We start from the raw sequence: 15,655 nt of genomic DNA on the forward strand, positions 1-15,655 counted from the left end.
ACATATTTTGGAGTTTGTGTAATAAAAAGTTATTGTTACGGTTAAAGAGATAGCTGGGCAATAATTTCATCTTTATTGCCAGCAGCAAACTTAGCAAAACGCTCCGCTAAGGGTGGTACAATCACCAAAGGATTACTAAACCCAGCAAAAACATGAACGCCCTCAAATCCTGGGATAGCACCAATTAAGGCGAGTCTGTCGCTACTGAATGCCACCAAGCAGTGATACCAAGTTCCTGGTAAATTCTCCAAAGCTGGCAAAATTTGCTTTATACTTCTTCGCAACCATTTTTCACTTACCTCTGAGTTGACTTTAGCATGAGGATCTGCGATCGCACGGCTAATTTGACCAATGCGGATACTACCATCTTGAAACTGAATTGCACCCGCATCTAAAATCGGTGTTACTAACTCATTACCAAGTTCATCCCACAATTCATCAACTTGACTAGATTCAGCTTCTAGTTGAAACCGTTGCAGATTAGCCGGCATAACTAAGGTGCGTAACTGCACATCTAGAGGTGGGGTTTCAATTATTTCTGCGTGGGTAAAATATAACTTGATGGGAATACCAGCAGTTTTTAGAAGCTGGCGGCTGAGTCCACCCGCACAAATGACAATGTTAGCACTGTGGAAAGTTGCAGTGGTGGTTTTTACACCATTTTGCAGTACTTGCAATACTTGGGTAATCTGCATTTCACCCCCAGCCCGCAGAAAGGCTTGGATGTAGGCTTGTGCTGTTTTTTCTGGGTGAATATGACCGTGTTTGACAGTTAAAGCACCAGATATCGCCTCTCTATTTAGCTGCGGTTCCAACTCACAAGCTTCTTGAACACTCAGTAAACGGGGTGGAATGGCAAAATGATTATATGATGCAGCAGTTGCTTCTGGGTAACAATCGGCTGAAATAGTAAGTAATAAATCTAATTCCCGAAATTGGATATCAGCGTCTAATTCTTGAGATAGGATATGGTAACGCGCGATCGCATCTTCGCACAATTGCCGAGTTAATAGCGTACTACCAGACCAATAGGCAAGCCCACCATAACTATAGCGAGTTGCATTCTGTGGTCTGGTGTATTGCTCCAACAAAAGTACAGAAAAGCCTGCTTTAGCCAGTTCATAGGCGAGTGTAGCACCAGTAATTCCGCCGCCAACCACAATCCAGTCGTAGGTTTTCATTTAAATATCTTTCTGAATTACGAATTACGAATTACGAATTACGAATTACCATAAGTTGCTTGTAAACGACTTAAAAGATATTCTCCCGCAAGAATGGGGGGATAAATAGGCGATTGTTCTTTCTGGCAACTTTCCAGACAAGCAATTTCTGTATCATCATTAGGATGACAGAAAAAAGCGATAGAATACCGGGACTGGTTCACCCTGTTATCATTGGGAATCATTACCCGATGCTTAGTTGAGCAAAACAGATCATTTGTCCACCGTTGCATTAAATCGCCAGTATTGACTACTACAGTATCAGGAATTGCAGGCGCGAGAATCCACTCTCCAGATGCTGTCTGTACTTCCAAGCCCCCAACGTCATCTTGGAAAAGTAAGGTAATACTGCCATAATCGGAATGCTCACCAGCACGCAATTGTCCGGGTTTGGGTGGTGTCTGCAATGGGGGATAGTGCAGCGTTCGCAAGGTATGATTTTGTTGATTGTGTCTTGTGATAAAAAAATTTTCTGGCAATGACAACGCCAAAGCAAATGCTTGCAGTACCGTGTTAGCAAGTTCTGTGCAACTATCATAAAAGGCGAGAATAGAAGCATCTATCTCTACAGCCTCTTGTTTGCCTAAATTCAACGCCTCTTTCAGGTCGCCTGGTTTATTGGGGTCAACACGTTCTCTCTCAAGACCAACATAACCCGTGTTACTAAACTCATCACTCCAAGCTTGCTTTTGCTTAACTTCTAAGGGTAAATTGAAAAAAGATTTGCTGTGATTGAATACTTGCCTTATTAGGTCTTTTGATATTCCTGAATTTTGTAAGTACATGAAGCCAATTTCATGGCAAGCTTGATAAATTTGTTTGATAACAGTTTGCCGAATTATTGTGTTGCCATTGGTAAAGGCTGTTAAATCTATTACTGGAATTGTAACCATTTATATATAATTAGAAATTTTGTGTTTTGTTAACAGTAGTATAGCAAATACTTAGGTACGGAACTTTACAATGTCTCTTGCTCCTTGGCGAAGCGCGATCGCCCATGCGCTCCATCGCAACCGCAGCCTTGTTTATGCCCGTTACCTCCAACTAGCAACGGTGCAGGCGAACGGTCGCCCCGCTAATCGTACCCTAGTCTTTCGCGGCTTTCTGGAAGATACAAACCAGCTAAAATTTATTACTGATACTCGTAGCGCTAAAGCCGACCAGATACAGCAACAACCTTGGGCAGAAGTTTGCTGGTACTTCCCCAATACACGAGAACAATTCCGCATCACTGGCTGTTTGACCCTGGTAAGCGGTGATGATTCTCACCAGGATTTACAGCCAGCCCGGATCAGCATGTGGCAAGAATTGAGTGATGCGGCGCGTTCACAGTTTGCTTGGCCCCATCCTGGTAAACCCAGAGTCCAAACCCCAGAAGCTTTTGTACCACCAGCACCCGACCCCATGCAGCCAGTGCCTAATTTTTGTCTACTGCTACTCGATCCGGTGCAGGTAGATCACTTAGAATTACGCGGCGAACCACAAAATCGATGGCTTTACCACCGTGATGAAAATCAAGAGTGGTCTAGCCAAGCGATTAATCCTTAATATTGTCAGTTAGGAGTTAGGAGTTAAGAGTTTGGAGTTTGGAGTTTGAAGTTTTATGGTAAATCAAAGGGTTTAAGCTGTCGCGCATCTAAATTGTACTTTTTGGAGTCTGAAAGCTTTACTGTGAGGTTTTCAGCTTGAAAAATTAAATGCATCACAGCTTAATAGCCGCAACGTCAACACGTAGATTTAGTTTCAGTCGTGGTTTAAATCGCCGTCTAAAACTCTCTTCAATTTTGAATTTTGAATTTTGAATTTTGAATTTTGAATTTTGAATTGTTATTCCTCACTCTTAACTCCTAACTTTATTTAAATGCCCGCACCATCTAGAAACTGCTGTATAGCCTTATCTTTAAGGCTACACACCGGAGCATTTTGTGAGAAATCAGCTTGGTTAGAAGCTACACAACCTGCCAAGACAAGAGTTTTTGCAGAAGAGTTGGTGCGCTGAAGAGTTTGTATTTGTTCTTCCAGCGCCTCAATCCGGTCTACTAAAGCACGAATTACTTCAGCTTCCGAATCTGGTAAGTTATTGTGTTCAAGAGGTGCAACCCGGACTCCAGAACGATATATAATCCGTCCAGGCACGCCTACCACAGTACAGTCTGAAGGGACATCCCTTAGAACAACAGACCCAGCGCCAATACGGACATTATTGCCAATTTGGATATTGCCCAGTACCTTCGCTCCCGCTCCGACTACGACATTTTCACCCACGGTAGGATGGCGCTTGCCACATTCTTTACCAGTACCTCCAAGAGTGACACCTTGATAAATTAGGGCATAGTCTCCCACGATCGCAGTTTCACCAATTACTACGCCCATCCCGTGGTCAATAAACACACTTTGCCCAATTACTGCACCCGGGTGGATTTCAATTCCAGTCAAAAACCGAGCCAAGTGAGAAATCAGGCGCGGAATAAAGGGAAGACCAAGAGTATACAGCCAGTGAGCCAGCCTATGGAATAGCAGGGCTTGCAAACCAGGGTAACAAAATAAAACTTCCAACCAGTTACGGGCAGCTGGGTCACGTTCAAATATGATACGAAAGTCGGCACGCAGTATAGATAGCACGAGATAGCACCCTCGGAAAGCACAACAAGCTACTCTCCCATATTATCCTCTCAAGTGTTACACATCAAAGGTGGGCATTGGGCATTGGGCATGGGGTATGAATTCTTCCCAATACACAATACCTAATCGCTAACTCCAAACTCCAAACTCCTAACTTCACTGTTGCTCCACCGTCAGAGTATAATCGCGCTTCACCCCAGGATTAAATGTACCCACCCAAATCCGATAGGTGCCACTTTTCCAGTTGCGATCGCTAACGCTAGCATCTTTACTTTTGCCAGTATCATCGCCGCAACGAATTGTCGTTTTATCTGGGCCTTCGATCAGTAAAGTCGTGTCGTTGTTGTTGCTATCAACTTGTATTGTTAGCTGGGAAAAGTCCTTTTCCAAAACCATAATATGATCTGGATTGGGATCGGCAAAACCGATACAGGCTTTTTGATCGCGATCGCGGTTACTTATGGCAGACAATGAGTAAGAACCACCTGTAAACCCCTGCACTCTTCCTTTTACTGGATCAAAGTTTGTTGATAAGTTGAAAGTACCAAAATTTGCTGTCTGTGCTATTGCAGGGGTAGCTATGATGGCGGTAAGTATAGCCAATAGCCAGCCGTTGCCAAACTGAAGTCGGGGGCGACAGTATTTCATAGTAGCCCTCCAACAGGCTTTTAAATTAGTAGTGATATATACATATTCTACTGAAAAATTTCCAGTGAAATTTCAGTTGCTTGTGCCACATTAAAATGTGCCATAAGTAATGGCTTTGAAAGCAGGTAGCTAATTGTTAGGCTGTTTCTTGATATAGACAGCAGCTACAATTCCCCAACTGATGATTTAGATGTAATTACCTCTGTTGGACGCAAGATTTTCTCTTTTAAACAAAACCCTCGACGGACTATTTTAGTAATTGTTTGGTCTATTAAGCAAAATAACGGTTTAAGAGGCTATTTAAAGCTATGAATAACTATACTATTTCACTTTCTGACAGTTTAAAGAATTTTATAAAACAGGCAAAAAGATATGAATAAGCAGTCTATAAATTCCTGGAATTTGGATGTTCAGACAAAGGAGAACCTGAAATCAAGATATGCTAATTTTAGCCAGTGAACGCTAAATTACAAGCATAAGTAGTAAATAATACAATGAAATACGTAAGTATCATGAAAAAAAGCATAAGGTAAAAAATTCTTTTACCTTATGCTTTTTGAGCTTCTATGAAAATCTCACGAATTATTGAGTTTGAAGAAAATGCCACCTTTGAGCGATCGCGTGTCAGTTCCATAACTACTGACTGTGAGCGATCGCAGGTTGTTAAAAAATGGTTTGCCTAAAACTTCCACTAGCTTGAGAATCGGTACTTGACGCTCTAACAAATTCTGGCTCTTTGTCCAGTCAAGATATATATAGCCTTGGTTTGGTAGCGGAATTGCAGCGATACTATCTCGAAAATTGGGATTGTCAATTATGGAATTATCCTTCGTTGTGAGGATTTCATCCATAGTCTCTAAGTCAGACGTAAAAATTTCGTAATTTCCTAAAGTTGTATGTAATCCCCGCACTTTTGTTTCAATGCTGAAAGATGCTCCTTCTTTAACATTGGTTTTTTTAGTAGCAGTGGTTAACTCTGTCCAAGCGGAGATTTTTTGCTTGTCTATAGTTAAGGGATTGATGCTGAGTCCGTTGGATGAGGCGATCGCATCCAAACGAGCAACGCCTTGTTCTACTCTCTGGGATTTTTCTACTACAAAAATCCAATGAGGGGTTGTTTGCTCTTTGTGAGGCAACAATGCTATGGCATATTCTCCTTGTACCCAGCTGAAAATATCATCTGGGAAGTTTATGCCCCAGCGTTTTTGAATATCCGCTAAGGGTTTTGCTAACCGAGAAACCACATCTTCCTCAGAACCATATATGGTTGCTGTCGCTTGTCTCCAGAGTTTGGCTAAATCACTGTTACCCAAATTACTCAAATTTGAGCCGGAAATTGCCAAACCTGCTGATGCTGGAATATACTGCAATGCTCCCACAGGTTTAGATAGTGGTGGGGATGGGGGGACAATTTCCGATGAAGTCAGAAAGGTGGTTTCTGCTAGCAATCCTTTGGGGTTCAATGCCAAGGATATGATTTGGCTGTTATAAAGTTGTTCTGGTAACTCTAACCCTTGCCATTTTGCCACGATGGGAAGATTCAAGAAAGCTACAGCTAAACCCCCTTTGGGTAGTTCTTTGGTAGCTTTTTGGTATTCGGGGGAGCTAGTCAAATTCAGATCGGGCGCTTGGACGTTATTGATCGCATCTCGCAGCACCTTCGGATCGTTGGCAAACAACACAAAGCCTTCGCCGACAACAGCACCTGCAAGCAAGTTTTGTTCTAGTTGAGAATTGTCGTAAATCAGCTTTACGCCTTTGTATTGTTCAACAGCTAAGTTTGCCCCAGCTAACGCCCGTTTGGAAAACAACAATTCGACAAACTCGCGGCTTTTCTCTGGTTGCTTGGTTGCTAGTGCCAATAGATACCCTGGCTGCTGTCCGTTTTCTAAGTCCCGATCAATATCTAAGGTGGTGATAGCTAATGTAATTTCCTCTCCTAACCAGGGTTGAATGTCTTGTTTGTAATCTATGGCACTCTTGGCGAATAAACTGGTTTTGAGTTTAGATAGCTCCTCTTCCCGCTCTAGCGCCTGCAAACGGTCAGGATTCGCCAGCAATGAGACCATTACAGGCGAAAGTTTCGACACGAATATGGCTGCACCAGGCTGGGAGGTAGAACCAATGAGGTTAGCCGGACTTTTGGCGAAAAACCAGTAAAAGCCAGCGATCGCAATTACTAGCAGTGCGATCGCACCAGCTACGATAAAACCGATAAATGAACGTTGCCTATTCACATTAAACCTATTAAAAAAGACAATTTACAGCCATTTAAGCAGAAAGCTTACCAGAATTAATCAGCCCTCTTGAGAATGGATGCTCATGCCAAGGCAGAGATTTTCTGTCACTATAAATAGTATTAGGACTGTTTAACAGAAACCTCATGACAGGGAACACTTTTAGTCAACCCATGAACCATATTAGTGTAGAACAACTGGCACAACATCTATCTTCTAGTGATGCAAGTATTCAGCTAGTGGATGTGCGTGAACCAGAGGAATTGGCGATCGCTAGCATTGAGGGCTTTGTCAACCTACCTTTAAGTCAATTTGCCGAATGGGGAGATCAAGTACCCACTCTTTTCAATCCCCAAGCTGAAACCCTTGTGCTATGCCACCACGGCATCCGCTCTGCCCAAATGTGCCAGTGGTTAATTGCTCAAGGTTTTACAAATGTGCAAAATATTTCGGGTGGTATTGATGCCTACTCTTTATTAGTTGATCCTTCAATTCCCCAGTATTAGCTTGTGTTTAGGTGCATTACTCAGCTGGGATTTACTCTTCCAGCTGACTTTTGCTATTGTAAAAATAGGACTGCATCAACTTAGGATTTTGAGGAGAAAGTTTACACCTTTTGCTAGTGAGTATATATTCACGGAGCTTTTCAACCCAAGTATATCAGCTATTCCAGAAAAATACGTATTCAATAATACTGTTAAAAGTTTAAATTTATGCAAAAATACTGTTATAAGTAAAGGCAGCTTTTCCAGTACTAGCCTAGCTCCTATTTCAAGCGCACTCTCAAAAAATGCTGGACGTAAACTTTAAAAATACTTATCATTAGAGAACTAGATAATTTGCTATCTTAATTAATTATTAATAATCTTTGTTTGCAATCAAATCCAGAAATTTTTTCAGAGTTTGATTAAAATTTGCCTTCAGTAAAACATGCCATATGGAAGTCCAGTTGACAAATCGACAACAGCATATACTTTGGGCAACGGTACGTCACTATATTGCTACAGCAGAGCCTGTTGGTTCAAAAGCTTTGGTTGATGAGTACGACCTGGGTGTAAGTTCAGCCACAATTCGCAATGTGATGAGCGTTTTAGAAAAGTCTGGGTTACTTTACCAACCACACGCCTCCGCCGGACGAGTACCTTCCGACTCTGGTTATCGCATTTATGTTGACCAGCTAATTACACCTTCTCTGCGTTCGCGCAGCGTATCGCAGACAGACGCTACACGTAGCTTGCTTCCACAAAGTGGTACGGAAACTTTAGGGCGAGAAGTAGAGCTAGCACTGCAAAAACGTCTCCAGTGGGAAGATTGGAGTTTAGAAACCCTACTGCAAGGAGCAGCGCAAATTTTAGCAACCTTGAGTGGTTGTATTAGCTTGATTACCATGCCGCAAACCACTACAGCCCTAGTGCGACATCTGCAATTAGTGCAAATTGAAGCAGGAAGGATCATGCTGATTGTGGTAACTGATGGTTATGAGACACATTCTAAGTTGATGGATTTGTCGCCAGTACCAGAAGAAATACAACGCGATCCAGAGGTAATCGATCGCGAGTTGCAGATTGTTTCTAACTTTTTGAATAGCCACTTACGGGGGCGAAGTCTGTTGGAATTAGCCTACCTCGACTGGAGCGAACTAGATCAGGAGTTCCAACGCTACGGGGAATTATTGAAAAATTCAGTTGCCGAATTGACTCGTCGCACTCTTGCCCCGACTGCAACCCAAATTATGGTTCGGGGTGTATCAGAAGTTTTGCGCCAGCCAGAATTTTCCCAGTTACAGCAAGTACAAACGATTATCCACCTGCTGGAAGAAGAACAAGACCAACTATGGCGATTAATATTTGAGGAACCAGAGCCGGAGGATGTGGGTAAACCAAAGGTAACGGTTCGCATTGGCGCAGAAAATCCATTAGAACCGATACGCACCTGCACCTTGATTTCTTCCACTTATCGCCGAGGTTCAATACCAGTAGGAAGCGTGGGAGTTTTGGGGCCAACACGTCTAGATTATGAAAGTGCGATCGCAGTCGTCGCATCTGCTGCTGATTACCTCTCAGAAGCTTTCAGTTATTTCAATCCTTAATAGGGACTAATCGGATTATGGTGATGTCTAGGGACAAGCCGCTATAGGTTTAAACAATAGAATAATACCATCGGAGGCAGATAAGCCTAATTTAGAGTGGGAAAATCAATAATTAATAGTATTTAACTCTTCTATGGTTAGAAAAATTGCCTTTGGCTTGCTGTGGCTGGGATTCATTACCTATGCTTTTTTCCTCGCTCCTCCTGAGCAACCTGGTACATTTGAGTTAATTAAAAACCTTTCTACTGGCCAGTGGCAAGGCATTAACCCGTTAGTCATAGCACTTTTCAACCTCATGGGCATCTGGCCTCTTATCTACAGTGCAGTAGTGTTGATTGATGGTAGAGGGCAAAAAATACCTGCTTGGCTATTTGCGATCGCCTCTTTCGCAGTCGGCATATTTGCCTTGTTACCCTACTTAGCCCTTAGGGAACCAAATAATAAGTTTGTCGGTAAAAAGAATACCTTGCTCAAGCTGCTAGATTCTCGTGTGACTGGGGTTGTCTTGACTCTAGCCACAGTTATTTTAGTTGCCTATGGTTTAACAGGAGGAGATTGGGGCAGTTTTGTGCAACAGTGGCAAACTAACCGCTTTATTAATGTGATGAGTTTAGATTTTTGCCTACTTTGCCTATTATTTCCCGCATTACTAGGGGATGATATGGCGCGTCGCGGTTGGAAAAATCCGCAGTTGTTCTGGTTAATAGCGTTGATACCGCTATTCGGCCCATTGATTTATTTATCTGTGCGTCCACCTTTACAAGAAGTGGGTGTAGAGTCAATATCCAAACAGCCAGTAGCGAATTGAAGAAGAATATATTAGGACAAGCCCTTTCAAGGTGGGTAAAATTTTTGGATAATAATTCCTCTTTTCTCTGTGTTCTCTGCGCCTCTGTGGTTCAATAAATAACTTTTAAACCGCAGAGGCACGGAGAACGCAGAGAGGAAAGCAGAGATTTTATCAGTGACCTTGAAAGGGCTAGTCCTATATATAGAAAGTGTTTAGTTTAGTTAAGAGGTTTTTACAAAATTTCTAGGACAGAATTTACCCAAAGTCCCCTTTTTCAGTAGATTGGGGATTTTCTGTTGCGGGTGCGTAAATCCCAAGAGAAATTTTTTCTGAAAGTACTTTACAAAACGCAATAAATTATTTAAGATGTGTAACAGGTAGTCAAACCTACCTAAATTCATTCACAAATAATCGCATTTATAAAACAATGACAACAACCTTACAACGTCGCGAAAGCGCCAACGTATGGGATCGATTCTGCGAGTGGATCACCAGCACCAATAACCGTATCTACATCGGTTGGTTCGGCGTAGTCATGATCCCCACACTGCTAGCCGCCACTGCGTGCTTCGTAATCGCCTTCATCGCCGCCCCTCCAGTAGACATCGATGGTATCCGTGAACCAGTTGCAGGTTCCTTAATTTACGGAAACAACATCATCTCTGGTGCAGTAGTACCTTCATCCAACGCTATCGGCTTGCACTTCTACCCAATTTGGGAAGCAGCCTCTTTAGATGAGTGGTTGTACAACGGCGGCCCTTACCAATTGGTAATCTTCCACTTCTTGATTGGCATATTCTGCTACATGGGTCGTGAATGGGAACTATCCTACCGCTTAGGAATGCGTCCTTGGATTGCGATCGCATATTCTGCACCAGTAGCAGCAGCATCCGCAGTATTCTTGGTATACCCCATCGGACAAGGTTCCTTCTCTGATGGTATGCCCTTGGGTATCTCTGGAACATTCAACTTCATGATCGTGTTCCAAGCAGAACACAACATCTTAATGCACCCCTTCCACCAATTAGGTGTAGCAGGTGTATTCGGCGGAAGTTTGTTCTCTGCAATGCACGGTTCATTGGTAACTTCTTCCTTAGTTCGTGAAACCACCGAAACCGAGTCCCTTAACTACGGTTACAAATTCGGTCAAGAAGAAGAAACCTACAACATCGTTGCAGCCCACGGCTACTTCGGTCGGTTAATCTTCCAATACGCTTCCTTCAATAACAGCCGGTCACTGCACTTCTTCTTAGCAGCGTGGCCTGTGATCGGCATCTGGTTTACCTCCTTGGGTGTAAGCACGATGGCGTTCAACTTGAACGGTTTCAACTTCAACCAATCAATCATTGATTCTGAAGGTCGTGTGATTGCAACTTGGGCAGATGTAATCAACCGGGCTAACCTGGGTATGGAAGTAATGCACGAGCGTAACGCTCACAACTTCCCCCTAGATTTGGCTGCTGGTGATTTTGCTCCTGTAGCTTTAACCGCTCCTGCTATCAACGGTTAATTCTGAAGTTTAGCTAAATAGAAAAGCGCTCTCCCAGATTGGGAGGGCGCTTTTTAGTATCTATGATAATAGCGCTTAATTCTGGCAGCGCATTCTCAGTTGAGTGTGCAGTAGTGTAAAAACAACTCACTTCCAACCTGACGAGTTTCGACGAGTTGGAGATGAGGAGCAGCATTGGGAACAAAACCCTCTCCCTCCACTGGGCTAGGGGCGTGCTTTCCTCCATAAATGACAGGCCAAATTGTCAACCACCAATCGTCAATTCGCCCTGCCTGCACTAGAGAAGCTGTTAAAGAGCCACCTCCCAAAGCAACGACCTTCTGAATACCCCGCTCTGCCATCAAAGTGTAGGCTCGATCCCAGTCCAGGTCTGTATCTCCCAAATCAATTAATTCAGCCAGTTTTTGCAAGCTTGTTGCATCAGAATTGCGCTCCAAACCAGTCCGTGTCGTAAATATCCATCGCTCAATGTCCTGGCTTAAAAAAGGCAAGTCAAGGGATAGGTCAAGGGAACCTGAGACAACGCAGGTAATGGGCTGGGGAGGCTGACCCCGAACCTTACGTGCTGCCAACAGTTCGGGATTGCGAATTGTAAAGGTTACTCCCTCGGCCCGAATCGTCCCTGCTCCTACCAGGACTAGATCAGCAAGAGAGACTTGATACTCTACGTGTGCTTGATCAGCTGCATCTGAATCACGAGGCGCTTTCGGATCTACGGCGCTAATCTTTCCATCGGCCGTCATGGCAAGAACCACAGTTGTTTGGATAGCTGACATGATTACGTTCTGACGGTTCTTTATAATTTTACCTTTTTGAATTCTTTGCCATGAATAGTTGTTGCATTGTGCTTTAAATCACTTTCTAAGCTATGGCTCCAGGTGGTAAAAGAATTGTTGTTGGATGATTGTCTCTAGACAAGAGTCAATTTTTTTACGCCTAAGAAACTGTTATGCCCAAACATATATCTGCAATCGTATTTGTCTTAACGGGACTTAAACATTTTTGAGGGAGAAACAAGCCTCAAACCCATGCAGGGTAAGGGAAATACGCCAAATGCTCAAAAATGGCCCAAACCCAGATATATCAATAAACCAAGCAAAACGATGTCAAAGTCCCTCTGTATATAGATTTAAGGCTTTTTTCTGGGTGTTTTTTGTCTAAGTCCCATTAGTTAATTTCCTTCCTCAATAATTCTGGAATCTGAGAAGGACGTTCAGCTACTGAAACTTCCGCTTCTTTGAAAGCAGCTAATTTACTTTGGGCTGTGCCAAAGTTAGGATCGCGTCCGATAACCGTTGCTAAAGTCCCTGTTTGACGCCAACTTTTTCCTGGTGGTGCTTGTCTGCCTGCAATGTAGGCAATTACTGGTTTATCAATTGCCTCCGCAATGTACCGGGCTGCTGCTTCTTCACTACCACCACCAGGTTGACCGACTAAAACGATCGCTTGTGTCGTTTCATCCTCATCGAGAATTTGCAGCCATTGCAGAAAGGAGGAACCGACGATCGCATCACTACCAATACTGACACTAATCGACTGCCCCAAACCTGCTTTTGTTAATTCGTAGGCGATTTCGTAGGTGAGGGTGCTGCTACGACTCACGATCCCTACTGGTCCAGGGGTATAAAACTCGCTAGGTTGAGTACCTAAGAGAATTTTCCCCGGCACAATGATCCCCGGACTATTTGGCCCGACTACCAAAGTTTCACACGCTTCGGCTTTGCGGAGTAATTGCACCATATCTAAAGGCGGCACGCCAGCAGTGATAATAATGATCTGGCCAATATGAGATGCGATCGCTTCTAATGCCGCATCTAGCACGTCGTAAGGATCTACACAGATAATTGTCGTGTCAATTGCCCCAAATTGTTCTATTACCTCTTCTACTAAGTCAAATACTGGCAGTCCATGCAGTTCCTGTCCACCACATCCAGGATTGACACCAGCTACCAAATTCGTGCCATAAGCTTTCATTTGAGCAACATCAGTGCCTGATATAAATTCACAAAAGCCTTGAATTAATACTTTGCTGTCTGGTGTTAGGTTCATAAAAAATTACCGTAAGTTTGACAACCCAGTGCCTTGTCCCACTGGGCATAAAAACGACACATTTACAGTGTCGTATTCATTCAATTTTTACTGAAATTACAAAAACTAGTCTTGAGGCTGAGTTTTCCAAAAGTCGGAAAACCCGCCTCTAGCTAGGAATATTCAGTTTGAATGCACTATATAATTTAGTCCCAGAAAGCAAAGCTGTACTTGGTTTCAGCATCAAATTCAAAAATTTATGCCCGGCGGTAAAAATTAATAATTTTTGATTTTTGAATTGGAACGAAGTGACACTCACTACTTCTTATTAGCCGTTGGTTTAGCAAGACGAACTGCTGCCGCCACTGCCTCATCTAAATTTTCTACCACCAGGAGCGCGTCGCTGTGGGTTTTTAATGTTGCTAAATATTTTCTAGCAGCATTAAATTCAGAACCAGCAAGACGGACAACTAAGGGTGAAAAATTCAGTTCTCGCTGACTTTTACTACCATTAGAATGTACAATCTGTGATTTAAGTTCGTTGTTGTCTTGCTGCACAACTCTGGCTATTACTTCAACCACTTCCTCAGTTTGAGGAATGCTACCCATAAAGTTAATTAGTATTACTTGAATGCTTTTGTCAGCCTCCAGGATTTTCAGACCTGTCGCTAGGCGATCGCGGAATGTAGTTGGTGTAGTATCTGTGAGGAAAGCATGACGTAGATTCAAACAAACACCTGGTTTGCCACCAGCATTAGCGACTAAATCCAAAGTTGCCATTACGGAGCCAGTACCATTACCTAAAATACCGATTTTTCCATGCATTTCTACACCATCCCAGTCGCCCAAAATACCGTTTATTTCAGTACTGGTATGACGGCTGATAATTTTTGCCGCCATCTCGGCAAGATCGGGATGACGCTTGATCGCCCGTTCGTTGACTCTGACTTTACCATTAAGAGCCATAACTTGACCAGTAGCACTGACTGCCAAGGGATTGATTTCGACTAAATCCAGGTCTTTTTGCACAAATAACTGGTACATCTTCTGGACAACGCTGCTTACCGACTGCATCAGCGTCCCCTGCAAACCCATCTTCAAAGCCAATCTTCGGGCATAAAATGGTGAGAATTCCTGTTCTACGACGACATAGTGCATTTTTTCCCCAGCCGATTCCCAATCAATGTCTGCTTCTTTGCAACCTAAAAGTACCGGTCGGCAAACAGCAGTGTCTAAAACTACCGCTAGATAAAATTCCTGGTTGGCGTCGTATTGGGATTCTGCCAGCACAACTTCCGGCAATTCGCCCCATATTGGTAAACTAAAGATATTTTGAGCAGCTGCGATCGCATCGATTGTCGTCTCCGCAAACCTGACTCCCCCAGCTTTTGCCCGTTCCGCTCCATGTACTTGAGATTTCAGTACAATTGGAAAGCGAATTTTTAAACGTTTCAAATCTGTAGGATGGTCAATTCGTTGGGAGGGCAACACAGGAATGCCTATCTTCCCAAACCATTCTTTAACTTGGTACTCTAATAAATCCATTGATACACCTTGTATTGACACTTTCCAAACCTTTAGTTAGTGCTGTCTTAATATTTTGCATCACCTTTATTGCAGAATTAAGCTTTTGGCAGCTATAAAAACTTATTTTTTCACGGATCAATTTTATCGAATTCAGCAAATGAGGCACATTAATTTTGATAGTCAACCTGTTTGTGTCAGAGCCACAACAGGTAATTAATCTCCTCAGTAAGTTTCCCAGCATAGAAGATAACTAGCATTTCTGTCAAAACCCTCTGACATAGCATCGTTTCCTTAACCTTTGGATAATTTGCTCACAACTGCTCTGCAACCAGAATTTTGCCGAGCAGTAGCTCCTGTGAATTTGATTGTCGCGAGATAATGCAGTGAAAATACTCAAAAACCTTATTATTCCCATTTTTTCTTTGTAATTTATATCTGAAGATAGATTATTTATTTTTGCATCTAGCATTATGAAAATGTAGCGACGCGAACAATAACTGCTTTTTTAATTTTTGGTGAAAAGTCAGAATTTGTGTTAGAAAGTTGGTCGTTCAGATTTTCAGGCTGTGATTGGTTAAACTGTGCATTTGCATTCAACAAACCGAGAAAGTTCGTTTCATCCCCTTAAAGATAATCAAAACAATATAGAAGTTCAGCGGGAAAGCTCTATGAAAGTAGCAGTCCAGCAGGAAGATTTGCAGCTTTTAGCCAAAACTTTGCAGGAACAATTACTTGTAGAAGTCTCAACGGCTGAAGTCTTCGATGTTAAGTGTGCCGTCAATAAAGACGAGCTAATGATTTTAACGCAACACGCATCAGATGTAATAGTTGACGCTCAACTAATCTTTGCGGTAATTGAGGAAGTACTTCAGTCTCTAGCACCCCACAAAGACCAGCGGGTGCAATGTTTCCTCAGAGTTTTTGGTGAACAACTCCCTTATGCCAAATGTTTCTTGGCGTTGAAGCAGACGGGGGGATGGGGGG

General features: G+C 42.9%; 13 protein-coding genes and 1 pseudogene. 6 read left to right on the forward strand and 8 right to left on the reverse strand.

The window, feature by feature from the left end:
* Positions 1-41: 41 nt before the first annotated feature.
* Both HWQ41_RS08095 and HWQ41_RS08100 read right to left on the reverse strand, forming a co-directional pair.
* On the reverse strand, positions 42-1,181 hold the full coding sequence (locus HWQ41_RS08095) for an FAD-binding oxidoreductase (RefSeq protein ID WP_292761337.1): 1,140 nt from the start codon (positions 1,179-1,181) through the stop codon (positions 42-44).
* Positions 1,182-1,219: 38 nt separating this feature from the next.
* Entirely contained in the window at positions 1,220-2,113 is an 894-nt protein-coding gene (locus HWQ41_RS08100) for a 2-oxoglutarate and iron-dependent oxygenase domain-containing protein (protein ID WP_292761339.1), read from the reverse strand.
* A 70-nt stretch (positions 2,114-2,183) separates the two neighbouring features.
* Here HWQ41_RS08100 and HWQ41_RS08105 point away from each other — a divergent pair, with 70 nt between their 5' ends.
* Positions 2,184-2,768, forward strand: coding sequence for an Npun_F5749 family FMN-dependent PPOX-type flavoprotein (locus tag HWQ41_RS08105; protein WP_292761342.1), 585 nt, complete (start codon positions 2,184-2,186; stop codon positions 2,766-2,768).
* Between the two features lie 309 nt (positions 2,769-3,077).
* Here the strand turns inward: HWQ41_RS08105 and cysE are convergent, their stop codons facing one another.
* The 3 genes from cysE to HWQ41_RS08120 all read right to left on the reverse strand — a co-directional run bounded on the left by cysE (position 3,078) and on the right by HWQ41_RS08120 (position 6,727).
* On the reverse strand, positions 3,078-3,842 hold the full coding sequence (gene cysE, locus HWQ41_RS08110) for a serine O-acetyltransferase (protein WP_292761345.1): 765 nt from the start codon (positions 3,840-3,842) through the stop codon (positions 3,078-3,080).
* A gap of 156 nt (positions 3,843-3,998) precedes the next feature.
* Complete coding sequence (locus HWQ41_RS08115) at positions 3,999-4,490, reverse strand: hypothetical protein (RefSeq protein ID WP_292761347.1); 492 nt, start codon at positions 4,488-4,490, stop codon at positions 3,999-4,001.
* A 575-nt stretch (positions 4,491-5,065) separates the two neighbouring features.
* Entirely contained in the window at positions 5,066-6,727 is a 1,662-nt protein-coding gene (locus HWQ41_RS08120) for a DUF3352 domain-containing protein (RefSeq protein ID WP_292761350.1), read from the reverse strand.
* A 146-nt stretch (positions 6,728-6,873) separates the two neighbouring features.
* Between HWQ41_RS08120 and HWQ41_RS08125 the strand changes: the two genes are divergently transcribed.
* The 4 genes from HWQ41_RS08125 (at position 6,874) to psbA (ending at position 11,116) form a co-directional block, all read left to right on the forward strand.
* Complete coding sequence (locus HWQ41_RS08125) at positions 6,874-7,233, forward strand: rhodanese-like domain-containing protein (protein ID WP_292761353.1); 360 nt, start codon at positions 6,874-6,876, stop codon at positions 7,231-7,233.
* Between the two features lie 431 nt (positions 7,234-7,664).
* Entirely contained in the window at positions 7,665-8,816 is a 1,152-nt protein-coding gene (hrcA, locus tag HWQ41_RS08130; RefSeq protein ID WP_292761355.1) for a heat-inducible transcriptional repressor HrcA, read from the forward strand.
* Positions 8,817-8,949: 133 nt separating this feature from the next.
* Positions 8,950-9,624: a DUF2834 domain-containing protein gene (locus tag HWQ41_RS08135; RefSeq protein WP_292761356.1), complete on the forward strand. Its 675-nt coding sequence runs from the start codon at positions 8,950-8,952 to the stop codon at positions 9,622-9,624.
* Positions 9,625-10,033: 409 nt separating this feature from the next.
* The gene (psbA, locus tag HWQ41_RS08140) at positions 10,034-11,116 is read left to right on the forward strand and encodes a photosystem II q(b) protein (RefSeq protein WP_292761357.1); all 1,083 of its coding nucleotides are present in this window, start codon (positions 10,034-10,036) and stop codon (positions 11,114-11,116) included.
* 95 nt (positions 11,117-11,211) lie between these two features.
* Here the strand turns inward: psbA and HWQ41_RS08145 are convergent, their stop codons facing one another.
* The 3 genes from HWQ41_RS08145 to HWQ41_RS08155 form a co-directional block, all read right to left on the reverse strand.
* Positions 11,212-11,892: a RibD family protein gene (locus HWQ41_RS08145; RefSeq protein ID WP_292761358.1), complete on the reverse strand. Its 681-nt coding sequence runs from the start codon at positions 11,890-11,892 to the stop codon at positions 11,212-11,214.
* Between the two features lie 391 nt (positions 11,893-12,283).
* Positions 12,284-13,165 (reverse strand): CoA-binding protein, encoded by an 882-nt coding sequence (locus HWQ41_RS08150; protein WP_292761359.1) that lies wholly within the window; start codon positions 13,163-13,165, stop codon positions 12,284-12,286.
* 297 nt (positions 13,166-13,462) lie between these two features.
* Positions 13,463-14,689 carry a succinate--CoA ligase subunit beta gene (locus HWQ41_RS08155; RefSeq protein ID WP_292761361.1) on the reverse strand — a complete coding sequence of 409 codons (1,227 nt, stop codon included), beginning with the start codon at positions 14,687-14,689 and terminating at the stop codon, positions 13,463-13,465.
* 650 nt (positions 14,690-15,339) lie between these two features.
* On the opposite strand from HWQ41_RS08155, the pseudogene HWQ41_RS08160 reads away from it, so the two are divergent.
* Positions 15,340-15,655 (forward strand): annotated as a pseudogene (locus HWQ41_RS08160) (hypothetical protein); the annotation flags it as partial.

This window comes from Nostoc sp. NOS(2021) (assembly GCF_017115025.1).
Taxonomy (GTDB): domain Bacteria; phylum Cyanobacteriota; class Cyanobacteriia; order Cyanobacteriales; family Nostocaceae; genus Nostoc.

Excerpts from the sequence above, each read along its gene's own strand:
- HWQ41_RS08095 (WP_292761337.1), bottom strand. The coding sequence starts at position 1,181 with ATGAAAACCTACGACTGGATTGTGGTTGGCGGCGGAATTACTGGTGCT.
- HWQ41_RS08125 (WP_292761353.1), top strand. The coding sequence starts at position 6,874 with ATGACAGGGAACACTTTTAGTCAACCCATGAACCATATTAGTGTAGAA.
- HWQ41_RS08105 (WP_292761342.1), top strand. The coding sequence starts at position 2,184 with ATGTCTCTTGCTCCTTGGCGAAGCGCGATCGCCCATGCGCTCCATCGC.
- HWQ41_RS08155 (WP_292761361.1), bottom strand. The coding sequence starts at position 14,689 with ATGGATTTATTAGAGTACCAAGTTAAAGAATGGTTTGGGAAGATAGGC.
- HWQ41_RS08100 (WP_292761339.1), bottom strand. The coding sequence starts at position 2,113 with ATGGTTACAATTCCAGTAATAGATTTAACAGCCTTTACCAATGGCAAC.
- HWQ41_RS08135 (WP_292761356.1), top strand. The coding sequence starts at position 8,950 with ATGGTTAGAAAAATTGCCTTTGGCTTGCTGTGGCTGGGATTCATTACC.
- hrcA (WP_292761355.1), top strand. The coding sequence starts at position 7,665 with ATGGAAGTCCAGTTGACAAATCGACAACAGCATATACTTTGGGCAACG.
- psbA (WP_292761357.1), top strand. The coding sequence starts at position 10,034 with ATGACAACAACCTTACAACGTCGCGAAAGCGCCAACGTATGGGATCGA.
- HWQ41_RS08145 (WP_292761358.1), bottom strand. The coding sequence starts at position 11,892 with ATGTCAGCTATCCAAACAACTGTGGTTCTTGCCATGACGGCCGATGGA.
- HWQ41_RS08115 (WP_292761347.1), bottom strand. The coding sequence starts at position 4,490 with ATGAAATACTGTCGCCCCCGACTTCAGTTTGGCAACGGCTGGCTATTG.
- HWQ41_RS08150 (WP_292761359.1), bottom strand. The coding sequence starts at position 13,165 with ATGAACCTAACACCAGACAGCAAAGTATTAATTCAAGGCTTTTGTGAA.